The following is a 23,126-nucleotide window of genomic DNA, read 5'->3' as shown; positions in this document are numbered from 1 at the left end:
CGGCGGACGCGCCGCGACGGGTCTGGAGGAACAGAGCCATGATGCGACCGCCCGCCGTCACCCTGACTCTGGTGAAGGGACGGCTCGACCAGACCGAGTACGTCTTCGAGGAGCGCACGACCTGCGTACTCGGCCGAGCCGACGACTGCGAGCCGCGGCTGCCCGACGACGCGCACCACCGTACGGTCTCCCGCCACCACTGCCTGCTCGACATCAACCCGCCCGACGTGCGCATCCGCGACTGGGCGACTTCCGGCCGACGACGCCCTCCGGCTCGTCCTTCAGGTACTGGACGGCCTGGCGCACGCGCACGATCAGGGCGTGGTCCACCGAGATCTCAGCCCGTCCAACATCCTCCTCGGCGAGGGCCACGACGGCACCACGGTCGCCAAGGTCGGCGACTTCGGTCTCGCCAAGGCCTTCGACCAGGCCGGGCTGAGCGGCCTCACCCGGACCGGATCGACCGCGGGCAAGCCCTGGTACATGCCACGTCAGCAGGTCATCAACTTCCGCAACGCCTCGCCCGCCGTGGACGTCTGGGCGCTCGCCGCCTGCCTCTACCATGCCCTGTGCGGGCGACACCCCCGCGACTTCCCACGCGGCAAGGACCCCTGGCAGACCGTCCTGCAGACACCGGCGACCCCGATCCGCCGACGCGACCCGAACATCCCGCCCGCCCTGGCCGAGCTCATCGACCACGCCCTCCAGGAGCGCCCCGTGATCGGCTTCCAAACCGCCCACGAGTTCCGCGCCGCCCTCCGCGCCCTGTAACGACCATCGGCGGTCCCGGGGCCGGCGGCGGAAATGCCCGAGCGCGAGAGGCCGGTGCGGTGCTACGGTCCGCCGGTGTTCTCGCTGGACGAACCTCCTCTTTTCACCCGGCTGCGCGGTCGCGAACATGTCCTCGTCGCAGGCGCCGGCGGGGGATTCGACGTCTACGCCGGCCTCCCCGTCGCGCTGGCCCTCATGGAGCGAGGCGTCCGGGTCTCGCTCGCGAACCTCTCGTTCACGTCCCTGTACGGGCTCACCGAGGACGTGTGGCTGGAATCCAACGTCGCCGCCATCGGTCCGGACACGCGCGGCTCGGACGGCTACTTCCCCGAGCGCACCCTGGCACGGTGGCTCGCCCTCCACCGGTTCCCCTCCACGGTTCACGCCTTCGCCAGCGTCGGCGTCCGGCCGCTGACGGCCGCCTATCGTGCCCTGACCGAACGACTGGGCATCGACGCGGTCGTCCTGGTCGACGGGGGCACCGACATCCTCATGCGCGGAGACGAGGCGGGGCTGGGGACCCCGGAACAGGACATGGCCAGCCTCGCGGCGGTCCACCATCTCGACCTCCCGGTGAAGCTCGTCGCCTGCCTCGGCTTCGGCGTGGACGCCTATCACGGCGTCAGTCATTCCCTCGTGCTGGAGAATCTCGCTGCTCTGGAACGGGACGGCTCCTACCTCGGAGCCTTCTCCGTGCCCCGCGAGAGCCGCGAAGGCATGCTGTACCTGGACGCAGTCGCCCACGCCCAGGCGGCAACGCCGGACCGCACCAGCATCGTGAACGGCTCCATCGCCGCCGCCATCCGCGGCGACTTCGGTGACGTACGGTTCACGCGGCGTACGGCGGGCAGCGAGTTGTTCATCAACCCGCTCATGGCGATCTACTTCACCGTCGACGCGGATGGCCTCGCCCGGCAGAACCTCTACCTCGACCGGCTGAAGGACACTGTCCTCATGCGCCAGATCAGCTCCGTCATCGAGGACTTCCGCTACGAGGTCCGCACGCGCCCGCCGCGGGCCATACCGCACTGAGCAGACCGTCGGCATGTATGTGTCGGCATGCTGAAAGCGCGGGTCGTGCTGGGGCTGAAAACCGTCGCTGTCAGGCGCCTTCGCCGACGCCCAGCTGATGTCGCATCGCGGCCGAGTCGAGCAGAGCCCAATGTTCAACGATCTTGCCGTCCCGCACGCGGACCATGTCGATGCCGGTGACCTCATAACGTCGCCCCGACGCCGTGTGAGTGCCGCGAACGGTATAGCGGTTGACGGAGAAATCGCCGGAAGCAACGTTGTGCTCGACCGTCGACTGGACGCCGTCGTCCATTTGTTCCCACTTTAGTTTCCAGGCGACCGCCCCCTTGTGATCGCCCAAAGCGCCTCCGCGGTGGTCGATGACGTCCGGATCGATGAGCGCCAGGGCGTCCTCGCGCCGGCCCGCACTGAACAACTCGACGATGCGCCGGTGGACCTCGGCCGCACTGGCGACCGACGCGGCGGCCTCCGTCTGTTCTGACATGCGATGTCTCCTCCATCAAGCCGGGGCGTAACTGGGGAACTCCCCGGTTAGTCTGCTCCGGTACTGTAATCGGGGATATCCCCGATTAGCAAGGAGGGCCATGTCATCGGCCGATGCCGGCCCCGCACCACACCAAGGACCGCCGCAGCGACCCCGCCGGGCCGACGCGCAGCGCAACTATGAGCGACTGCTGGCCACCGCCAGGGAGGTCTTCAGTGAGCGTGGTGTCGACGCGCCGCTCGACGACATCGCCCGCCGGGCCGGGATCGGCAACGCGACGATGTACCGCCATTTTCCGACGCGCCGAGAGCTGATCATCGCCGTTTACGCCGACGAGGTGGCCGCGCTCTGCGCCCATGGCGAGGCCCTGCTCAATAATGAGTCGCCCGCTGACGCGCTCTTCGGCTGGCTGCGAGCCTTCATCGCGCACGTGGCCGCAAAACGAGAGCTGGCGCTGGCCATCCCCAACGATCAGGGTGGGCAGCGCTCGGCACTGTTCGATCGCTGGCACAAGGCGATGCACACGACCGCATCCACCTTGCTGACACACGCCCAAAGCCGTGGCGCCGTCGATACCGATCTCGACGTCTTCGACCTGCTCGCACTGGCCAACGGCATCGCCGTGGCCAGTAGCGACACCGATCAAGTTGAGCGGTGCCTGGGACTCCTTCGTCGCGGTATCGCCCCCTAGCCGGCGACATCGACGAACGCTGCCGCTAGACGTCGACAGAACCATTCTCGCGGCGTGCCGCTCCGTCGGCCGTCGCGCGGACCTCCCGGGCGATGTCCGGCCACAGGGCGGCGGGGAGGTCGTGGCCCACGCCGGGGAGGGTCACCAGCCGTGCGCCTTCGATGGCCCGCGCGGTGGCGCGTGCGGCGGAGACCCGCAGGAGCTGATCCTGCTCGCCGTGCAGGACCAATGTGGGCAGATGGAGCTCGCCAAGTCGTGGCCCGTGCCACTGGGCGCCGATCTGTCGGCTCTGCGCCTTCTTGTCACGCGGCCCGCTGTCCACTTCGGCCTCGATCCACGCGCGAGCGGCCGCCTCGTCGAACGGGTAGCCGGGTGAGGCGATGCCGCGCCAGACCGCCAGAGCCGCCTCGATGTCGCCATCGCGTCCCTCCGGGAACCTCATGCGGGCCAGCTTGGCGAGCAGGCCGAACCGCAGGTAGCGCAGCACGCCCAGCCCGGACACGTCGCTGGGCACCGCCGCGGAGGACGTCAGGCCGAGCACGCGGTCGGGGTGGCGGAGGGCGAAGCGCTGCGCGAGCTGCCCGCCCAGAGAGTGTCCGAAGACGTGCGCCCGTTCCCAGCCGAGAGCGTCCAGAACGGCGACCGCGTCATCGGTCATGTCCTCGGCGGTGTACGGACTCCCGCGTTTGCCGAACAGCGCGGCGAAGGGATTGCCGGTCGGGGTCGCCGGCATGCGAGTGGACTGGCCCGAGTCGCGCTGGTCGTACCGGGCGACCTCGAAGCCCGCGTCGGCGAACGCTTTGCACAGGCCGGCCGGCCACCAGAACCGGGAGACCGCCAGTCCCATGATGAGCAGGAGCGGCTCGCCGCGTGACCCGCGCAGGCGATCGTACGCGATGTCCACCCCGCCGTTGGCCGTGTACCGGGTCGGCGTCCATTCCAGAGCCTGCCCGGTCGCTGATCTGTCGACCATGTCATCTCCCTACTGCGATCGATGTTCGCATAAAGCCGTCGGCTACGATACTGCAAACGGCGTTCGCAGAAAGGAGAGGGGAGTGGCCGAAGATCCCGACCGCAGCATCTGGCTACGACCTGAGCGTGGGGCACGCGGCCCGGCGCCCGAGTACAGCCGGATCCGGATCGCCGCAGCAGGCGTCGCGCTCGCCGACGCGGACGGGCTCGGCGCCGTCACCATGCGAGCGGTGGCGGACGCCCTCGGCACCGGACCGGCGTCCCTCTACCGCTACGTCGCCACCCGCGACGAGCTGATCGAACTGATGATCAACGAGGTGAACGGAGAAATCGACCTCGCCGCGCCCGGCGCCGGGCACTGGCTCCAGGACCTGCTGACCCTGGCCAGGCAGGGCCGCGACATCTACCTCCGTCACCCCTGGCTGCTCGACGCAGGTGGCCTGGACGACCCGATCGGGCCGAACGCGGTCGACTACCTCGAGCACGCGCTGGCCGCCCTCGCGGGCGTCGACACCGACCCCCGTACCAAGCTGGAGGCGATCGGCGTGCTGAACGGCCTGGTCGCGCTCCTGGCACGCGCGGAGATCGCCCAGGGAACCACCGGCCGTACCCTCCCGCAGTGGCAGCGGGACCAGGCGGCCTACCTGAGCGAGGTCGTGAAGGCGGGTCGTCACCCTCACCTGGCCGCCGCGCTGGCGGCCCGCCCTCCCGAGGACGATCCAGCCGAGTCCCTGTTCGACCGGGTCATCACCCGGGTGCTGACCGGACTTCTACGGCAGGACACCCCCAGCTGACGGCCGCGGCTCAGGGAGACGTCGACGACCCAGAGGAGACGAAGTCGGGCAGGCGTTCGCGGGCGATGGTCCGCAGCGTTTCGGCGTGCTCGGCGGGCACGCCGGAGTACGGCCAGCGCAGCCGCGTGCCGATCGGGCACCAGCCGCCGATCGTGGCCAGCAGTTTGTCGAGCGCGGCATTGCAGTATTCGCGCTGGAGCGGCTGGATGAACTCGCCGATGAAGGCGTTGAGGCGCGCCTCCGTGGACATCGCGGCGGGAAGGCCGTCGCGGATGGCGTGCCACCAGGCCACGGCGGCGCGGGGGTTCAGACAGGCGACGTTGGAGTATGCGCCGGCCGCGCCGCGACGGTGGCCGGAGGCGAGATGGTGGCCCGGTACGAACACCGAAACACGCTCCATCACCGGGCGCATCGCCTCGTACCAGACATCGTCCCCGTCGCCGACCTTGAGCCCGATGATCTCCGGGATCTCACCGCACAAACGCCCATATTCGTCCGGGGCCAGCACGCGCTTGGAGTGCGGGGGGTTGTACAGGACCAGGGGTACCGGTGTCGCCTCGTCGGCGAGCCGGCGCAGGAAGGCGATCGCCTCGCGGTCGCTGACGGCGAACCAATCCGGCAGGATCACCTGGATCGCCGCGGGCGCCAGTTCCCGAGCGCGGCGGAGCCGGTGAAGGGCGACCTGCGGGCTGGGGTGGGCGCAGCCGATCTGGAACGGCATCCCCGCCGATGCGCAGCGCTCGGCCACAAGTGCGGTGAGCCGATCGACCTCCGCTTCATCCTGTGTCCAGAACTCGGCTGCCGATCCACCCGTGTACACGCCGTCGACACCGGCGGCGATGATCTGGTCCACCTGCTCGCCGACATGCTCCCAGCGCAGTTCGTCGTCTTCGTCGAGCGGCAGGAGCACCGTCGCCCAGGTGCCCGTCGGGGGTTTCACCGGACACCGATCCGCTGACGATGCGTTCCCGTCATCTGTCCACGCCTCTCGCCGGGGATTTACTCCCTGGGATCTTGCCCCGTTCTGCCGGACCTCGCATCCGGCGATGTTCGCGTAACCCGCGGTGGCTCTTGACATCCCTCAGCGGCCCAGCTCATAGTGGCCAGCCTAGAGCGCTCTAGCTCATTGCCCAAGGCGATGTCAGGGGAGGTCACCACGTGAGCAGCGTCGAACCGCCACTCGCGGATGTCGGGCCGTTCGACGTCCCACAACGAGTCCGGGTGAGGTGACCGATGGCTCGTCATCGCCCCCTGGGCGTGGCCGTGGTGGGGTTCGGCTGGATGGGGCGGGTGCACGCACAGGCGTACGCCCGGGTCCTGCACCACTTCCCGCAGCTGGACCTGCGCCCGGAGCCGGTCACGGTCGCCGATGAGGTGCCCGGCCGGGCTGAGGAGGCCGCCGGCCGATTCGGCTTCGCCACGGCGACCCGTGACTGGCGTGACGTGGTGGCCGACCCGCGTGTTGCCGCCGTCAGCGTCACCGCCCCGAACTTCCTGCACCGTGAGATCGGTGTGGCGCTGGCGGAGGCCGGTAAGCACCTCTGGATCGAGAAGCCCGTCGGCCTGACCGCCACGGACGCCCGCGCGGTGGCCGACGCGGTCGGCAGGGCCGGGGTCCAGGGCACCGTCGGGTTCAACTACCGCAACGCCCCGGCCGTCGAGACGGCCCGGGAGATGATCGCCGCGGGGGAGATCGGCGCCGTCACGCACGTTCGCATCCGGCTGTTCAGCGACTACGCGGCGCATCCCGATGGCGCCTTGACCTGGCGGTACGAGCGCGAGCGCGGCGGCAGCGGCGTGCTCGGCGATCTCGCCTCGCACGGCGTGGACCTGGCCCGCTTCCTGCTCGGCGAGATCTCATCCCTGGTCGCCGACACCGCCGTGTTCGTACCCGAGCGGGCCCGCCCGGTCGGCGCCACCGCCGGGCACACCCGGTCCGCGGGAGGGGAGCGAGGACGGGTGGAGAACGAGGACCACGTCTCCTGCCTGCTGCGGTTCGCCTCCGGGGCGCGTGGCGTCCTGGAGGCCTGCCGGGTCTCGGTGGGCGAGCAGAACAACTACGGCGTGGAGATCCACGGCACCAGGGGCGCGCTGTACTGGGATTTCCGCCGGATGGGTGAACTGGGCGTCAGCCGGGGAACGGCCTACCAGGATCAGCCGGTCAGCACCGTCCACGTCGGGCCGGGTGACGGTGAGTACGCCGCCTTCCAGCCCGGCGCCGGGATCAGCATGGGCTACGACGATCTGAAAGTCATCGAGGCGTACCGCTTCCTGCGGTCCATCGCCGAGCGGACGCCGTACGGCGCCACGCTCGAGGACGCCGTCCGCGCCGCGGACGTGCTCGACGCCATGACCCGCTCCGCCCGGACCGGGACGTGGGTGAGTCTGCCGTGAGCGAGATCCGCGTCGGCGTCATCGGCACCGGCATCATGGGCGCCGACCACGTGAACACCCTGCACCGCCACGTCTCCGGCGCCGCCGTCACCGTGGTGGCCGACATCGACCCCGCCCGGGCTCGCGCCGTCGCGGTCGGCGTCCCGGACGCCCGGACCGTCGACGACGCCTTCGCGCTGATCGCCGATCCCGCCGTCGACGCGGTCGTCATCGCCTCACACGACGCCACGCATGCCGACCTGGCCATCGCCGCGGTCCGGGCCGGCAAGCCCGTGATGTGCGAGAAGCCGCTGGCGCCGACCCTGGCCGAATGCGCACGCGTCGTACGGGCGGAGGAACGAACGGGACTGATCTCGCTCGGCTTCATGCGCCGTTTCGACCCCGCGTACGTGGAGCTGAGGGCCGCGCTCGCCGCCGGGGCCTGCGGGGTGCCGCTGCTGCTGCACTGCGTCAGCCGCGGGGTGGCCTCCGCGCCGGGGGCCACCAGCGAGTCCAGCGTCACCGGCTCGGCGATCCACGAGTTCGACACCGTCCCCTGGCTGCTGGACTCCCCGGTCACCGAGGTCGAATGGCGCGCTCCGCGCCGTACGCCGGCGGCGACCGGGCTGCGGGATCCCCAGCTGATCCTGCTCCGTACCGCCGACGGCGCCCTGACCACCGTCGAGGTGTTCCTCAACGCCGGCTACGGCTACGACATCCGCTGTGAGATCGTCGGCGACCGCGGTACGGTCGCGCTCGCCGACCCGGCCCGCATCGTCACCGACGCCGAGCGCAGGCGGGCCACCGGCCACCCCGCCGACTGGCGGCCCCGGTTCGCCGACGCGTACCGGCTCGAACTCCAGACCTGGGTCGACGCGATCGCCGCGGGCACGCCGTCCCCGCTGGCCACGGCCCGCGACGGGCTGACCGCGAGCGCCGTCGCGGCGGCGGTCATCGACTCCATGAGGAACGGCGGCAGGACCGTCCCCGTCCAGGCCCCGGCGCTGTAGAGGAGCCTTCGCGATGCCCGCCTTCCCCACGGCCCTGCCCGCCGCCCGTACCCCCGACCCGATGGCCGCCCCGGCCCTGCGCTGGGGCGTCCTCGGAACCGGCTGGATCGCCGAGCGCTTCGCCCGTTCCGTCCAGCGCCACACCCGCCAGAGCCTCACGGCGGTCGCCTCCCGCGACCACGGCCGCGCCGAGGACTTCGCGCGCGGCCACGGCATCCCTCGCGCCCACGGTTCGTACGAGGAACTGGTCGCCGCCTCCGACCTCGACGTCGTCTACGTCGCCACCGAGCACACCGCCCACCTGACCTGCGCGCGGCTCGCCCTCGAGCACGGAAAGCACGTCCTGGTCGAAAAGCCCCTCGCGCTGAACGCCGAGGAGGCCACCGAGATCACCAGGGTCGCGGCCGAACGGAGGCTGTTCTGCGCGGAGGCCCTGTGGAGCTTCTTCCTGCCCAGGTACGACATCGTGCGCCAGGTCCTCGAAGCCAGCGTCCTCGGCGAGATCCACACCGTCCTGGCCGACTTCGGCGAGCACTTCACCCCCGACCACCGGATCATGAACCCCGACCTGGCCGGCGGCCCTCTTCTCGACCTCGGCGTCTACCCCGTGTCCTTCGCCACGTGGGTCCTGGGCGCGCCCGCGCAGGTCATGGCCGCCGGACAGCCCCACCCGGCGGGAGTCAACGGCCAGATCTCCGCCGTGCTCCGCGACGCGTACGGTAACCAGGCCGTCCTGCACACCACCCTGTTCGGCGATACTCCGACCACGGCCACCATCGCCGGATCGCACGGGACACTGACCCTGCCCGGCCCGTTCAACCAGCCCGGTGACGTCATCCTCACCCCGCCCGGCGGCCTGGCACTGACCTTCACCGAACCGCGCACCGCCCACGACGCCCTGTGCTTCGAAGCCGCCGACGCCGCCCGCTGCATCACCGCCGGACGACCGCAGTCCCCGATCCGCCCCCTCGACGACTCGATCACCACGCTCCGCGTCATGGACGAGATCCGTGCCCAGTGCGGCATCGTCTTCCCCGCCGAATCGTGACCGCCGGCGGCCGGAGCGGACGCAACCCGGCCCGGCCGCTCGGCAGCGACCGTGCCGTTTCACCGGTTCGGGCGAGCGTTACTTCACCCGTTGCCCGCTGTAGAGCCCCGTGAGAGCATCAAGGTTCAACGGTCCGTCTCCTTTAGTTTACGCTTCGCAACGCATATGAAAGAGTGCGGTCCGTTGCAATATAAACGGTTCTAAGTAATCCACCAAGATCTGCTAATGGCAGGTATCGTTTGATGTATACAACAGAGCTAGCAGAAGCCTGCATCGAGGATGCGAGCAACATCTTGGTTGCGCCTTCGGCGTTGCAGGATAATGACTTGATCAGGGACTTCTTCGGGTCCACGATCACGCCAGAGGACCTTGCTTCTGGTTCGCCCAACCTCGCGCAGAAGACCGTCTACCTGTGTGGCGATATATCCGGGATCAGCGGCCCCCAACTGCGTGCGGCTGCCCGGGTATTCGTTATCCGGGAGCTATCACACGGTTACCATGAGGACGTCGACGAACCTTGGACCCTCGTCGACCTCGGCCGAGTTCCCATCCGCGTACACGGCGTCGGCGTGTACTATCGCCGCTTTTTCGGACTCGACGCCGATCACTTCGGACGGATCCGTGCGGAGCACGCGTTCCAGTCCCTGACGGAGTCCACCAAACCTGGAACAGCCCATCGCAGCGGAATCTATCTGACGCCCGTCACGCGAAACGGTGACGAACTACATTTCCGCCTGCTCCGGTGCTCCACGAATCTCTCGGGGCCGACCGAGAGCTTTCGCCCGACCGACACGCGCATCGTCGAGGCTCTGAACCGCGAGGCCGCCGCCATCTTCCGGAACCAGGCACCGCTAAATCACGTCCTCGCTCAGATCTACCACAACACCGTTGCCACGGCCGAGCGCAAGCAGTCCAAGGCCAAGATCTCGGCCCATGCCGACAAGACCAAGGACATGCCCGTCAATGGCATCATGGCCTTCTGTACTTTCTATGACCGGCTCGACAAGCTGCAGCCTCTGGCCGAAGACGCCTTCGACTATGGTGTGAAGGGTGCCAGCGGGCTGACCAAACTCCACTTTCGCCTCAAGGAGCCGACCGAAGAACGCGACGGGGTCGCGCTCCCCTCGCAGTTCACCCTGACTCTCTACCCCGGCTCCGTGTTCTTCATGCCGCTGTCCACCAACCGCCGGTATACGCATGAAATCCGGCCCTCAGCGTTGGATGCCGAGTTGCTCCCGACCCGCCTGGGATACGTGGTGCGCTGTTCGAGCGCCGAAGCCGTTCACAAGAACGGCCACACGTTCCTCAAAGTGGCCGGAGATTTGGTGAAGCTGGGGCCACCCACACCGACCGGCATGAACGAGCTGCGCAGGCTGTACGCCGAGGAGAACAGGACCTCGTCCTTCATTGATTACGGCGACGACTTTCTCTTCAGTATGAACACGGGAGACTACGTTGCACCCCGAGTCTAGGATTTCGGATGAGATCCTCTCGTGCGCTTTGCCGGCCGAGGAGAATCTCTTTGCTCAGCTGTCCGCGTCGGTTCGTTTGGAAGACATAGGAAAAGGCTGGCGAGGCGCAGTCCTTACCAAGATCGACGAGGCGGGTGGTGTGCCTCTCGTACGTACTACCACTCGATACAGCAGTCCGACGCAGCGTTTCCGGGCGGTGCACGAACGGCTGGCGCAACAGATTCAAGAACGTGCGGCGCTTGCGGTCGGCTTCAACAATGCTCTCGTTGAGAGCTACATGAACGCTTACAAAACCATGGGCAGCCATTCCGACCAAGCCCTCGATCTGGCCAACGAGTCGTTTATTGCCGTCTTCTCCTGCTACCAACATCCCGAAGCGAGCCCGCCGAGGAAGCTGATCTTCGAATCAAAGGGGTCCGGTGGCGAGAAGTTCGAGATCCCCCTCGCCCACAACGGTATCGTCGGGTTTTCTGTCGACTCGAATCGGCGACTCAAGCACAAAATCGTATTGGACGCGCCCGTCCAGGCGGCGGACAACCAATGGTTGGGTGTAACTTTTCGAACGTCAAAGACCTTCGTTCGGTTTCGCGACGGACATGTATACCTCCCGCAGGGTGCGCGCCTCATGTCGGCCGACGACGAGCAGAGGCATGAGTTTTACCAACTACGGCGCCGTGAGAACAATGAAACGGACTTCATCTACCCCCTGCTGACGTACACCATCAGCGAGAGCGATCTGATGCCGCCCGTCTGACCTTTAGCCAACTATCGCCTGCTCGGCTTTCCGTGGAAAGAGGCTCGAAGCCTAATCCCTGGGTCCCGAATGGACCTCAGGTCCCTGCGTTGCGTCAGCGCCCGGATGCGGGCCGCGAGTGCTCGCCTAACGTCAAGGCCGGTCGGGTCGCGTGGCGACCCGACCGGCCCGTAAAGCTCGGGACCTGGCCGTGCGCACCCTGGTCGGTGTGGCACCGCCGAGCCGTAAGGTGCGACCCGCCGGCGCTGGGAACCGCCGGCGGATCGCACCCGGCAGGTCAGCGGTCGAAGGTGTCGCTGTGGATGTCCACCGGGTTGCTGGTGTTGCCGGTGGCCACGCCGTACACGGCCAGGAAGGTCGAGCCGGTCGTCCAGACCAGGCCGGTGTAGTCACCGATCATCCGGCCGGAGCTCGTCAGCGGCACCGTCCGCGCGTCGAACGAACCCTCCATGTGCTGCTCGCTCCACGATCCGGACTCCGTGCAGTTCTCTGCGCAGGTCATGGACCAGAAGTCGGTGGGCAGCGTGGCGGCGGACGTGTTGTTCCGGAAGTCGTAGTACGTGATCCCCACGACGCCGCTGGGGGCCACGGCGATCGCCGGTACCACGGCCGAACCGGTGGGCGTCTTGTCCACGCGAACCGGGGCGGACCAGGTCTGCCCGTCGTCCGTGGACCTCGCGTACGCGACGTGGAAGGTGCCGTCGGCGTTCTGGCTCTGCCAGACCGCGTTCACCACCTTGCTGTTCGGCTGGACCGCCAGCAGCGGGAGCGTGGCGTTGCGCACCGGGTCGGTCCCGTTGTCGGGGTCCGGGATCTTGGTACCCACGGTGAACGGCGCCGCCGCGTTCAGCGTCGGCGTCGACCACGTGTCGCCGCCGTCGGTCGAGCGGACGACCTGGGTGGCGGCGGTGGTGTCGCTCTCCACGTGCATGCCGAGCAGCAGCGTCCCGTCGGACATCGGCTGCACCACGGCACCGATGGCGCCGTTGTTGGTGGGGAAGTCGTAGACCTTCTTCGACGTCCAGGTCTTCCCGTCGTCGGTCGACTTCGCCAGGTAGACCGGCTGTCCCCAGGAGCCGTCCGACTCGCTGTAGCTTCGGTCCCACACGGCGTAGACCACGCCCGGGTGGTACGGGTCGGCGGTGATCGACGGGCGGTCGTTGAAGAACTCCGTGGTGTCGTCCCGCTGCAGCGTCACCGGGGCATCCCAGTGCTCACCGCCGTCGGCGGACCGCGACACCAGCATCGCCGTCACCTGACCGGTACGCGACAGCGAGAACGACGCGGCCACCGCCGCACCGGACGGCGTGATCGTGATCCAGTGGTCCGTCGTGACGTCGTAGTCCCCGCCGTTGGCCGCGGTGCCGCCGTTGCAGCGGGAGAACGCGGGCTGCCCCGCCGACTTGTGCCAGGTCACGCCGGCGTCGTTGGACACGACGGTGACGGCTCCGTTGCTGCCGTACTTGTTCCACCGGTCCTGCTGGTAAATCGCGACGAGATGCTTCGACTGCTTCGGATCCCGCGCCACCATGGGCTGAACCTCGGCATTCGGGTTCAGCACGTAACCGTTGCCCTCGGCCAGCCCACAACCCGCCGGCAGCGCGCTGGTGCCCGATATCACTACCAGACCGGCAGGATCAGAACCATCCGCCAAGGCGGGCTGAGCCGCGATGGTGCAGGCGAACATGGTGGCCGCCGCGGCCACCACTGCCCTGGAACGTTGTTTCAACGTGCCTTCCTATCCTCGATGAGGGTGTCTCCACAGGGGATGCTGCCGCCAAGCCCGGGCAGCGTGTTCCCCAGCGGGCGCCAAACGGCAGAGCAGAGGCTACAGCTTCAAGATCGTTTTCGTCTCCCACTTGCCTCAGCGCGACCGAGCCCCTGGCGCGCGAAGCGGGCGATGGGGTTCTCCAGGGTGCCGACGAGCTGCAGGGCGCCGGCCGGGTCGGCGAGGTCGACCATCTGCCGGTTGTTCCGTAGCTGCAGCCGGTTGAGGCAGGACAGCGCGAACCGCTCGGCGAACAGGTCGTACCTGGCGAAGCGGTCGGCCAGGTGGGGGAGCGAGTCCTGGTAGTCCGCGACACAGGCGGCCACCGTCGACCAGAAGGTGTCCTCGTCGAGGGTGCCGTCCGCGTCGAGGATCGCGCTGAGGAAACGGAAGAAGCAGTCGAAGACGTCCGTGAAGATCGAGAGGATCTTCATGTCCTCGGGCACGTCCGCGCGGACGCGCTCGATCTCCGGTGGCAGCGGCCGGTCGGCGCTCATCACGCCGATCTCCTCGGCGATGTCCTTGAACATGGCACGCTGTGGGACGCCTCGCTCGTCGAGCACGAGGACGACGTTCTCGCCGTGCGGCATGAAGACCAGGTCGTGGGCGTAGAAGCAGTGCAGGATCGGCGTCAGGTAGGCGTCGAGGTATCGGCGCAGCCAGGCGACCGGGTCCAGCCCCGACCCGTTGATCAGGGCGCCCGCGACGGAGTCACCCGCCCGGTCGACGTGCAGCAGCGAGGCCATGGTCGCGACCCGCTCGCCCGGTCCGAGCAGCGGCACCGGGCTCTCCCGCCAGAGCGCGGCCAGCATCTTCAGGTATGGGGAGCCCTTCGCGGAGGCGGCGGCGTACTGCTCATGGTGGTACCCGACCGCGGCGCGCTCCCGCAGCACGGTCAGGCCGGTCCGCTTCAGGACCTCGTCGTTCGCGACCAGGCCGGCGACCCAGTCGTTGATGGCCGGCGTCGCCGCCATGTACTCGGCGGACAGGCCGCGCAGGAAGCCCATGTTCAGCACGGACAGTGCCGTCTTCACGTAGTGCTTCGACGGTGCCCCGACGTTGAAGAAGGTCCGGATCGACTGCTGGGCGAGGTACTCGTCCTCGCTGGGGCCGAGGAGCACGAGACGGCGCCGCGCCACCTCACCGGCGAAGGTCACCGACAGCCGGTTCCGCCACTGCCACGGGTGGACGGGGATGAGGTGGTAGTCGGCGAGGTCCAGCCCGAGGCCGGCCATCGTGGCCGAGAACCGCTCGAGGGCCGCCGCGCCCAGCTCCGCGCGCATCAGCGCGTCGTGGTCGAGGCCCGCGCCGCTCGTGAAGGTGGAGCGGTCCCGGCGCGCGGCCAGCCAGAGCAGCCGGACCGGCCGGGCGGCCTCCGGGGCGTACCGCTGGTACTCCTCGGCGTCGAAGCCGAGCCGCCCGTTGTTGGCGACGAAGCAGGGGTGGCCCTCGGTCATGCCGGTCTCGACGGCCTGGAAGTCCGCCCGCGCGAGGTCGGCCGCGCGGACCGGGGGCCGGGCGAGCTTGTACGCGCTGCTCGCGAGGGTGCTGCCGATCTCCTCCAGGTAGACCGGGAGGACCTCCTCGGTGAGGCCGAGCGTGTGCCGCAGCTCGACGACGAAATCGAGCGCGTCGAGCCGGAGCTTGGCGCCGGAGCGCCATCGGGCGATGGAGTGCGCGTCGATGTCCCAGTGGTCCAGCGCCAGAACGCGCGCCGCGAACGAGTAGTCCACGGTGCCGTCGTCACTGCGCACGGCGTACCGGCCGTCCGGCAGCCGCTCCGGCACCAGCAGCCGCTCGTGCGCGAACTCGGCGAGGGCCTTGCGCACCAGGAGCCGGTTGGCGTGCGCCCAGCGTCCGGGCGTCAGGTGCGCGACCGCGTCGTGACGGTCGTCCCCGCCCGAAATCGTGATGTTCCGCGTTGCCTCGTACGGTTCACGGCGGCTTCGTGTCGTTCCGTACGACCGGCGGTCCCGCGTCGCCTCGTACCGCTCGCGGGTGCAGACGCTCAGCAGGGCCTGCTTGTCCGGCAGCGAGACGGTGCCGACGACCTCGAACCCGACCGCCGCGTTCAGCGCGTGCACGGCGGTGTTGCGAACGTCGGGTTCCACGACGACACGGCGCGTGCCCGGCTCGGCGAACAGCAGCTCCATCACGGTGACGATGACGGCGCGGGTGAAGCCGTGGATCGGCGTGTCCGTCGGCGCGGCGAGGAAGTGCATCCCGACGTCGCCGGGGCGGACGTCGTACACCTCGCCGAGTTCGCGGCGCGGGTCGTAGCGTTCGACGAGGAAGGCCGGGCGGCCCTCGTGCAGGCCGAGGTACGCGTCGTGGCCCGGCCGGGCCACGATGGCCTCGAACTCCGAGACGACGTCGGACGGGCTCGCGTCGCCCATCATCCAGAACACCGACTTGGGGTGGGTGACCCACGCATGCAGCAGCGCGGCGTCGTCGGCCGGGTCGACGGGGCGGACTGCGAACTCACCGAGCACGTCGTCGGTACGGGAGAACACGATCACGCGGACACGACCTCCCTCGAAACCGCGGCGCCGAACTCCTGGAAGGCGATCGACCGTTCGATCGGGTAGTGCTCGCGGTCCAGCAGGCCACGGATGATGCAGGAGTTGCGGTACGCGGCCATGCCCAGGTCGGGCGCTGTGAAGCCGTGCGTGTGGAGCTCGGCGTTCTGTACGTAGACGCCCCGGCCGGTCGCGTCGACGCTGTAGTCGCGCCGGACCGCGAGGCGGCCGGACTCGTCCCACCGGAGGCGGTCCCGGACCGGGGCGAGGAACGCGGGGACCTCGTACCGATAGCCGGTGGCGAGGATCAGTCCCTCGGTGGTGAGGGTGAAGTCGCGCCCCTGCTCCTCCTGGCGCAGCCCGAGGGTGTACGAACCGGCGTCGTAGTGCACGTCCCGAAGTGCCGTGTTGGTCATCAGCCGCGTCGGGCACGGCCGGTACAGGCTCTTGCGGTACAGCAGGTCGAAGATCTCGTCGATGAGGTCGGTGTTGATGCCCTTGTACAGGCCCTTCTGGGCGGCGGACAGCCGGTCGCGGGTCGCGGCGGGCAGCGCGTGGAAGTAGTCGGCGTACTCCGGCGACGTCATCTCCAGCGTCAGCTTGGTGTACTCCAGCGGGAAGAACCGCGGCGACCGGGTCACCCAGCTGAGCTCGTAGTCGTGCTGGTCGATGTCCTGCAGCAGGTCGTGGTAGATCTCCGCCGCGCTCTGGCCGCTTCCGACGACCGTGACGCTGCGCTTGGCCCGCAGCGCGGACCGGTGCCGCAGGTAGTCGGCGGCGTGGATCGCGTCGCCGGGTAGGTCACGGCAGCAGTCCGGGACGTACGGCGGCGTGCCCGTGCCCAGGACCAGCCTGCGTGCCCGGAAGGTCACGCGGCCCTGCGGCCGCTCGGCATGGACGACGTAGACCCCCTCGGCCTCGTCGTACTCCACGGCCGTGACGTGGTGGCCGAAGCGGATCGCGGCGAGCCGGCCGGCCGCCCAGCGGCAGTAGTTGACGTACTCGGCCCGCAGGGGGAAGAAGCTCTCCCGGATGTAGAAGGAGTACAGGCGCCCGGACGCCTTCAGGTAGTTGAGGAACGAGAACGGCGAGGTCGGGTCGGCCAGCGTGACCAGGTCGGCGAGGAACGGCGTCTGCAGCGTCGTGCCGTCGAGGAGCATCCCCGGATGCCAGTCGAACTCCGGCTTGCTCTCCAGGAACACCCCGTCGAGCCCGTCGATCGGGTCGGTCAGGCAGGCGAGGCCGAGGTTGAAGGGGCCCAGTCCGATGGCGACGAAGTCATGAGGCGTGGGCAAGGTCGTCTCCCAGGTAGGCGCGGGCGTGTCCGGCGAGGAGGTCGAGGACGGCGGCGATGTCGCCCGTGGTGGTGCGCGGGTTGAGGAGCGTGAACTTCAGGTGGTGGCGGCCGTCGACGACCGTCGTGGCCACGGCCGCCGCTCCGGAGGCGGACAGCGCGGCGGCCGCGCGCAGGTTCGCCCGGTCGAGCGCCCCGGCGCTCACGCCGGGCGGCGCGTAGCGGAACACCAGCGTGCTCAGCCGGGGCCGTACGACCACCTCGAAGCGCGGGTCGGCGTGCAGCAGCGCCCAGGCCTCGGCGGCCAGGTCGATCACCGCGTCGAACAGCTCGCCGACACCGCCCGCGCCCATCATCCGCAGCGTCAGCCACAGCTTCAGCGCGTCGAACCGCCGGGTCGTCTGCAGGCTCTTGTCGACCTGGTTCGGGATGCCCTGGGCTGCGCTGCGCGCGGGGTTGAGGTAGTCGGCGTGGTAGGTCACGTGCCGCAGCGCCGCCCGGTCCCGTACGAGCACCGCGCTGGAGCTGACCGGCTGGAAGAAGGACTTGTGGTAGTCCACGGTGACCGAGTCGGCGCGTTCGATCCCGTCGAGCAGGTGCCGTCGGCGGGACACCAGCAGACCGCAGCCGTATGCCGCGTCGACGTGCAGCCACGCGCCCGCCGCCGCGCACAGCTCGGCGATCTCCGGGAGCGGGTCGATGCTGCCGAAGTCGGTGGTCCCGGCGGTGGCGACCACCGCCATCGGCACCAGGCCCTGGCGGTGGCACCGGTCGAGTTCGCGGGCCAGCGCGCCGGGGCGCATCCGCCGGTCCCGGTCGCACGGCACGCCGACCACCGCGTCCTCGCCGAGCCCGAGCAGCCGGGCGGCCTTGACGACGCTGAAGTGCCCGCAGGCGGAGGCGAAGACGCGCAGGCGCGTGGGCGCGGCGCACGTCTCTTCGCGGGCCGGCAGGGGAAGGGCGGTCCCGGCGCACGCCTCCTCACGGGTCGGCAGCGGGAGAGTGGTCCCGGCGTACGCCTCCTCGCGGGCCAGCAGCAGCGCCTGGAGGTTGGACTGCGTGCCGCCGCTGGTGAACACCCCGTCGGCGGCCGGTCCCAGGCCGAGGCGCTGAGCCGTCCACTCGATCAGGCGGCGTTCGATCAGCGTGCCGCCGGCGCTCTGGTCCCAGGTGTCGAGCGAGGAGTTGACCGCCGACAGCACCGCCTCGCCGAGCAGGGCGGGGATCGCCACGGGGCAGTTCAGGTGGGCGAGGTAACGCGGGTGGTGGAAGTAGACGGCGTCGCGAAGGTAGAGGTGTTCCAGCTCGTCGAGGGCGGCGGTCGCGTCGCCGAGCGGTCGGTCGAGGTCGACGGCGGCGACCTCCTCGGCGAGCCGGTCGGGGGCGATCCCGGTGAACGGCCGGTCCACCGAGGCGATCCGGTCCGCCACGCGGCCGACGCCGGCGGTGACGAGGCTGCGGTACAGCTCGGCGGTGTGCGCGTCGAGCAGAGGCGACGTGAAGGTCACGGGTCGTCCTTCCAGAGTCAGTCGTCGGCGGCGGCGGTGCCGGCCACGGCCTCGGCGAGCAGGTCCTCCTCGGTGGCGCCCCGGCGCCAGTAACCGGTGAAGACGACGGCGCGGCGGTCGAGGCCGCGTTCGCCGACGAGGTGCCGGCGCAGGGCCCGTACGCCACCGGCCTCGCCCGCAATCCAGGCGTACGGCGCGCCCGCGGGCAGCGTGGCGGCCCGGACCGCGTCCAGGACGAGCCCGTGGGCGGAGTCGTCGCGGACGAGGCCGGGGGCGGAGTCGTCCCGGAGGAGGCCGGGGGCGGAGTCGTCAGGGAGGGGGCCGTGGGCGGCGTCGTCTCGGACGAGCCAGGTGACCTCGGCGTCGGCCTCCGTCGGCAGGTCCTGCACGTCGGCCGCGTGCGACACCTCGAGCCACACCCGCGCCCGCGTGCCCGCGGGCAGCCAGGCGAGGATGCCGGCGACGGCGGGCAGCGCGGTCTCGTCCCCGGTGAGCAGGACCCAGTCGGTGCCGGGCGGCGGCCGGAAGTCCACGCCGCCGTTGTCGGGGGTCGTCGGGCCGAGCACGACGACGCGGTCGCCGGGGAGGGCCCGGACCGCCCAGCGGGAGGCCGGGCCGCCGTCCCCGTGCAGGGCGAAGTCGACGTCGAGCTCGTCGGGGTCCCGGCGCTGCTCGCGCACGGTGTAGGAGCGCATCACCGCCCGTACGGCCGGGTCCATCTCCCGCCACCGCGCGAACCACTCCTCGCCCGCGTCGGAGGGGACGATGGGGGCGTCCTGGTGGGGGTGGGGGAGGAAGAGCTTGAAACGCTGGTCCCGGCCGCCGGCGGCGAGACCGGTGAGGCGTTCGCCGCCGAACGTGATTCGGATCATGGACGGGCCGAGGCGCCGGGTCCGTACGACGCGGGTGTCGAAGAAGCGGAAGGGGGCCGCGGTCGCGGTCGTGCTCACGATGGTTCTCCTGTCATCGTGGGTCAACTCGTCAAGGGCCAGCTCGTCGAGGGCCAGCTCGTCGCGGGTCAGCGGACCTTCTTGGCCTTCTGGATCGCGGCGGCGAGGGCCTCGATGAGCGGGGCGCAGCCCGCGTGGCTGAACCTCGGCTCGCTCTGCCAGGGAGTGATCTGGCCCGCCTTCACGGCGGGCAGCTTCGCCCAGGTGGGCTTGGCCGCCAGGTCCTTGGGCTGCAGGGCGGAGGTACGGGCGTCGAGCAGGATCAGGTCGGCCGGGTACTTGTCGGCGTTCTCCCAGCTGAGGTCCTCGAAGAAGCCCTGGGCGCTGACCTTGTTCGGGACGATGAGGTCGACGCCGAGGCTGCGGAAGTAGCGCAGGTCGGCGTTGGCGTTCGGGTCGGAGACGTAGAACAGGTCCGGGCTCCCGGAGGCGGCCATGACCTTGAGGCCCCCGTTCGCCTTGGCCGCCGCGCGCAGCGTCGCCGACGCCTGTTCGAACCGCGCCTTGGCGTCGGTGACCTGCCGCGCCTTGAGGTCGGCGCCCAGGGCCCCGGCGAGCTCCTCGTATCGCCGGATGGGCTCGGTGAGGGGCACCTTGGCGGCGGTGATGGCGACGCTCGGGGCGAGCGCGGCGATCTTGTCCTTGCTGTTGTCCGGCACGTACCACAGCGCGTTCGGCAGATACATGTTGGTGACCAGCAGGTCAGGGTGCAGCGCGGCGTACTTCTCGATGTTGAACTCGCCGAAGGTGTTGCCGAGGATCGTGACCTTGTTCACGTCGAGGGTGCCGGCGAGGGGGTCCGGCCGGCCGTCCTTGAGCTTCGTGGGGCCGAAGACCCCGACGGTCTGATCCCCGACGCCGTAGTCGCGCAGGGCCGCGGCCGTTCCGACGTAGGCGACGAGGCGCTGCGGGCGGCCCCGCACGGTGACCTTCCGCCCGCGGTCGTCGGTGAACGCCCAGGATCCGCCGCTCTTCGCCGTGCCCGATCCGCTGCCTCCGCACGCGGTGACCAGCGCGTCGGCGCCGATTCCGCCGAACGCGGCCAGGAGGCCGCGGCGAGACAGCTGGGAGGGGGTCCGGGCATGGGGCATGACGGTGCCTTCCTTCATCGGGATTTGGGGGAGATTCGGCCTCGAGCCGTGATCGAACTTAGGTTAACCTAACCTAAGTTCATGTTGTCCAGTGTGATCGTGCTCTCGGTCCGTAGCGGAGCTGGTAAGTGTCTGTCACCAAGTCATCGAGGCCGCCGGCGGCGTCGCCCTCGGCCGCACCGGTGAGGGGAGGGCATGCGGCGGGGCTGCTCGCCGCGCTGTTCCTCCTGCTCACCGTCGTCGCCGCCAGCCTGGCCATCGGTGCCCGGCAGTTCTCGCTCGGTGAGGTGTGGCACGGCCTCTTCGACCCGCACGCGCCCGCCTACACGGTCGTCCGCGAGACCCGGCTGCCGCGCACCCTGCTGGGGCTCCTGGCCGGAATCGGCCTAGGTCTCGCGGGCGGGGTGATGCAGGCGCTGACCCGCAACCCCCTCGCCGACCCCGGGCTGCTCGGCATCAACGCCGGCGCCTCGGCCGCCATCGTCTCCGCGATCACCTTCCTGGGGATCACGTCCGTGACGGGGTACGTGTGGTTCGCCTTCGCGGGGGCGGGCGCGGTCTCGGCCCTCGTCTGGGCCGTCGGCGGCGGACGCGCCGCCACACCGGCCCGGCTCGCGCTGGCCGGGGCGGCCGTCAACGCAGCGCTGTACGCCTACGTCAGCGCGGTCGAACTCCTGGACACCGCCTCGCTCGACGCCATGCGGTTCTGGACCGTCGGCTCGCTGGCCACCGCACGGTCCTCGACGGTGACAGGCGTCGCCCCGTTCATCGCGGCCGGCGTACTGCTCACCGCCGTGCTCGCCCGGCCGCTCAACGCGCTGGCCCTGGGCGACGACGCCGCCCGCGCGCTCGGCGCACGCCCTGGCGGCACCCGCGTCGCCGCCATCGTCGCCGTCACCATCCTGTGCGGCGCGGCCACCGCCGCCTGCGGGCCCATCGTGTTCGTCGGCCTGATGGTGCCGCACCTCGTACGCGCGCTCGTCGGCCTCGACCTACGCCGGCTGCTGCCGTACTGCGCGGTGCTCGCACCGGTGACGCTGCTCGGCGCGGACGTGCTCGGGCGGGTCCTCGGCCGCCCCGCCGAGATCCAGGTGGGCATCGTCACCATGGTCGCAGGCGGCCCGGTCTTCCTGGCCGTGGTCCGGCGCGGACGGGCGGTGGGCGCGTGATCCGGGCGAGCGGGACGTGGGCGTCATGTGGGTCCTTGGAACGGCTGTGGCCCTTGGCCGTCGTTCGGCGCGGACGGGCGGTCGGCGCGTGACCCGGGCCACCGTCCTCCGGACCGCCGGCGGGTTCTCCGTACGGCTGCGGCCGCGCCCCGTGGCCGTCGGCGTGGCATGCGCCCTCGTAGCCCTGGTCGTCGCCGTCTTCGCCATCGGCGGCGGTGACTATCCGATGAGCCCGGCGGCTGTCGTCCGCACGCTCCTCGGTCAGGGCACCCCCGCCGACACCTTCATCGTCGAGCAGGTACGGCTGCCGCGGGTGCTCACGGCGCTGCTGGCCGGCGGGGCGCTGGCGCTGTCGGGCGCCGCGTTTCAGGCCCTGGCCCGCAACCCGCTGGGCAGCCCCGACCTCCTCGGGTTCACTCAGGGCGCGGCGGCCGGGGCCCTGACCGTGATCGTCGTTATCGGCGGTGGCGGGTTCGTCCTGGCGGGCGGGGCGGTGGCCGGGGGACTGGTCACCGGAGTGGTGATCTACCTGCTGGCCTGGCGTGATGGTCTGCACGGCAACCGGCTCGTCCTGGTCGGCATCGGCGTCTACGCGATCCTGACCGGTATCAACGGCTACCTGCTGACCCGCGCGAACATCCCCGACGCAGCGCGCGCCATCCTGTGGCTGACCGGCACGCTGGACGGGCGCGGCTGGGGCGACCTCGCCCCGCTGCTGGCGGCGATGGTCGTCGTCGTGCCGGTGGTGCTGCTCGGCTGCGCCCGGGGGCTGCGGATCCTGGAGATGGGCGACGACGCGGCAACGGCGCTCGGCGTCAGAGTGGACGCGGTGCGGTTGGTGCTGCTGGCCGCCGCCGTCCTGCTCAGCGCGCTGGCCGCCGCGGCCACCGGCCCGGTGGCGTTCGTCGCCCTGACCGCCCCGCAACTCTCCCGGCGGCTGACCCGCGACCCGGGCCCGAACCTGCTGCCCTCGCTGTGCACGGGCGCGGCCCTCCTGGTCACCGCCGACCTCGCCGCCCAGCGGCTGATCCCCGGCCACCAACTGCCCGTCGGCGTGGTGACCGGCGTGCTCGGCGGCGCGTACCTGGTCGGACTGCTCGCCGCCCGCCGCCGTACGGGGCGGCTGTGAAGACCTCGGACACCTCGACAACGGAAGCAGGGAACGTGGGACACGACGGGACGCGCGAACGCGAACACGGAGCGGACACCGCATCCGAGGCGGCGGGACGCGGCGCGGGCGCGGCATCCGGAGTGGCCGGACAGGGCGCTGGCGCGGGCTCCGGCACGAGCGGGGACGGCGCGGGCACGGTGTCCGGAGCGGGCGGATCCGGTGCGGGCGCGGTATCTGGAGCGGGCGGACCCGGCGCGGGCACGGCATCCGAGGCGGCCGGACCCGGTGCCGGCGCGATATCCGAGGCGGACGGAC

20 protein-coding genes and 1 pseudogene are annotated in these 23,126 nt (G+C 70.3%); 12 read left to right on the top strand and 9 right to left on the bottom strand.

The window, feature by feature from the left end; all coding sequences use genetic code 11:
- Positions 1-38: 38 nt before the first annotated feature.
- The 3 genes and pseudogenes from AB0I04_RS10225 to AB0I04_RS10215 form a co-directional block, all read left to right on the top strand.
- Positions 39-194: pseudogene (locus tag AB0I04_RS10225) on the top strand (serine/threonine protein kinase); the annotation flags it as partial.
- A 94-nt stretch (positions 195-288) separates the two neighbouring features.
- Positions 289-771 carry a protein kinase gene (locus AB0I04_RS10220; protein WP_360881770.1) on the top strand — a complete coding sequence of 161 codons (483 nt, stop codon included), beginning with the start codon at positions 289-291 and terminating at the stop codon, positions 769-771.
- 75 nt (positions 772-846) lie between these two features.
- Positions 847-1,803 carry a DUF1152 domain-containing protein gene (locus AB0I04_RS10215; protein ID WP_360881742.1) on the top strand — a complete coding sequence of 319 codons (957 nt, stop codon included), beginning with the start codon at positions 847-849 and terminating at the stop codon, positions 1,801-1,803.
- Positions 1,804-1,873: 70 nt separating this feature from the next.
- Here the strand turns inward: AB0I04_RS10215 and AB0I04_RS10210 are convergent, their stop codons facing one another.
- Positions 1,874-2,287: an ester cyclase gene (locus tag AB0I04_RS10210; protein ID WP_360881740.1), complete on the bottom strand. Its 414-nt coding sequence runs from the start codon at positions 2,285-2,287 to the stop codon at positions 1,874-1,876.
- Between the two features lie 100 nt (positions 2,288-2,387).
- Between AB0I04_RS10210 and AB0I04_RS10205 the strand changes: the two genes are divergently transcribed.
- The gene (locus AB0I04_RS10205) at positions 2,388-2,978 is read left to right on the top strand and encodes a helix-turn-helix domain-containing protein (RefSeq protein ID WP_360881738.1); all 591 of its coding nucleotides are present in this window, start codon (positions 2,388-2,390) and stop codon (positions 2,976-2,978) included.
- A gap of 25 nt (positions 2,979-3,003) precedes the next feature.
- Here AB0I04_RS10205 and AB0I04_RS10200 read toward each other — a convergent pair whose 3' ends face one another.
- Complete coding sequence (locus tag AB0I04_RS10200) at positions 3,004-3,951, bottom strand: alpha/beta hydrolase (RefSeq protein ID WP_360881736.1); 948 nt, start codon at positions 3,949-3,951, stop codon at positions 3,004-3,006.
- A gap of 82 nt (positions 3,952-4,033) precedes the next feature.
- Here AB0I04_RS10200 and AB0I04_RS10195 point away from each other — a divergent pair, with 82 nt between their 5' ends.
- Positions 4,034-4,744: a TetR/AcrR family transcriptional regulator gene (locus AB0I04_RS10195; protein ID WP_360881734.1), complete on the top strand. Its 711-nt coding sequence runs from the start codon at positions 4,034-4,036 to the stop codon at positions 4,742-4,744.
- 10 nt (positions 4,745-4,754) lie between these two features.
- Here AB0I04_RS10195 and AB0I04_RS10190 read toward each other — a convergent pair whose 3' ends face one another.
- A complete protein-coding gene (locus AB0I04_RS10190) occupies positions 4,755-5,684 on the bottom strand; it encodes a dihydrodipicolinate synthase family protein (protein ID WP_360881732.1) in 930 nt (309 codons plus the stop codon).
- A gap of 293 nt (positions 5,685-5,977) precedes the next feature.
- Between AB0I04_RS10190 and AB0I04_RS10185 the strand changes: the two genes are divergently transcribed.
- From AB0I04_RS10185 to AB0I04_RS10165, 5 genes are all read left to right on the top strand, one after another.
- A complete protein-coding gene (locus AB0I04_RS10185; protein ID WP_360881730.1) occupies positions 5,978-7,138 on the top strand; it encodes a Gfo/Idh/MocA family oxidoreductase in 1,161 nt (386 codons plus the stop codon).
- Positions 7,135-8,127 (top strand): Gfo/Idh/MocA family oxidoreductase, encoded by a 993-nt coding sequence (locus AB0I04_RS10180; protein ID WP_360881729.1) that lies wholly within the window; start codon positions 7,135-7,137, stop codon positions 8,125-8,127. Before AB0I04_RS10185 ends, AB0I04_RS10180 begins: the two co-directional genes overlap by 4 nt.
- Before the next feature lie 13 nt (positions 8,128-8,140).
- Complete coding sequence (locus AB0I04_RS10175; RefSeq protein ID WP_360881727.1) at positions 8,141-9,175, top strand: Gfo/Idh/MocA family oxidoreductase; 1,035 nt, start codon at positions 8,141-8,143, stop codon at positions 9,173-9,175.
- Between the two features lie 242 nt (positions 9,176-9,417).
- The gene (locus AB0I04_RS10170) at positions 9,418-10,647 is read left to right on the top strand and encodes a hypothetical protein (RefSeq protein WP_360881725.1); all 1,230 of its coding nucleotides are present in this window, start codon (positions 9,418-9,420) and stop codon (positions 10,645-10,647) included.
- 196 nt (positions 10,648-10,843) lie between these two features.
- Positions 10,844-11,401 (top strand): hypothetical protein, encoded by a 558-nt coding sequence (locus AB0I04_RS10165; protein ID WP_360881723.1) that lies wholly within the window; start codon positions 10,844-10,846, stop codon positions 11,399-11,401.
- 277 nt (positions 11,402-11,678) lie between these two features.
- On the opposite strand, the gene AB0I04_RS10160 is transcribed toward AB0I04_RS10165, so the two are convergent.
- From AB0I04_RS10160 to AB0I04_RS10135, 6 genes are all read right to left on the bottom strand, one after another.
- Positions 11,679-13,130, bottom strand: coding sequence for an exo-alpha-sialidase (locus AB0I04_RS10160; RefSeq protein WP_360881721.1), 1,452 nt, complete (start codon positions 13,128-13,130; stop codon positions 11,679-11,681).
- A gap of 107 nt (positions 13,131-13,237) precedes the next feature.
- Positions 13,238-15,688, bottom strand: a complete 2,451-nt coding sequence (locus AB0I04_RS10155) for a GNAT family N-acetyltransferase (protein ID WP_360881719.1) — start codon at positions 15,686-15,688, stop codon at positions 13,238-13,240.
- Complete coding sequence (locus AB0I04_RS10150) at positions 15,685-16,983, bottom strand: lysine N(6)-hydroxylase/L-ornithine N(5)-oxygenase family protein (RefSeq protein WP_360881717.1); 1,299 nt, start codon at positions 16,981-16,983, stop codon at positions 15,685-15,687. The genes AB0I04_RS10155 and AB0I04_RS10150 overlap by 4 nt, the downstream gene beginning before the upstream one ends.
- Positions 16,967-18,490, bottom strand: coding sequence for an aspartate aminotransferase family protein (locus AB0I04_RS10145; protein ID WP_360881715.1), 1,524 nt, complete (start codon positions 18,488-18,490; stop codon positions 16,967-16,969). Before AB0I04_RS10145 ends, AB0I04_RS10150 begins: the two co-directional genes overlap by 17 nt.
- Before the next feature lie 17 nt (positions 18,491-18,507).
- Positions 18,508-19,440 (bottom strand): siderophore-interacting protein, encoded by a 933-nt coding sequence (locus tag AB0I04_RS10140; RefSeq protein WP_360881713.1) that lies wholly within the window; start codon positions 19,438-19,440, stop codon positions 18,508-18,510.
- A gap of 68 nt (positions 19,441-19,508) precedes the next feature.
- Positions 19,509-20,531 (bottom strand): ABC transporter substrate-binding protein, encoded by a 1,023-nt coding sequence (locus AB0I04_RS10135; RefSeq protein ID WP_360881711.1) that lies wholly within the window; start codon positions 20,529-20,531, stop codon positions 19,509-19,511.
- Positions 20,532-20,713: 182 nt separating this feature from the next.
- Here AB0I04_RS10135 and AB0I04_RS10130 point away from each other — a divergent pair, with 182 nt between their 5' ends.
- Positions 20,714-21,700 (top strand): iron chelate uptake ABC transporter family permease subunit, encoded by a 987-nt coding sequence (locus AB0I04_RS10130; protein WP_360881709.1) that lies wholly within the window; start codon positions 20,714-20,716, stop codon positions 21,698-21,700.
- Between the two features lie 88 nt (positions 21,701-21,788).
- Entirely contained in the window at positions 21,789-22,829 is a 1,041-nt protein-coding gene (locus tag AB0I04_RS10125) for an iron chelate uptake ABC transporter family permease subunit (protein WP_360881707.1), read from the top strand.
- Positions 22,830-23,126 lie beyond the last annotated feature (297 nt).

It is taken from the genome of Actinoallomurus sp. NPDC050550 (assembly GCF_040655075.1).
Taxonomy (GTDB): Bacteria; Actinomycetota; Actinomycetes; order Streptosporangiales; family Streptosporangiaceae; genus Actinoallomurus.
Note: the sequence above shows the minus strand (reverse complement) of the source record. Positions and strands in the feature narration are given on the sequence as shown.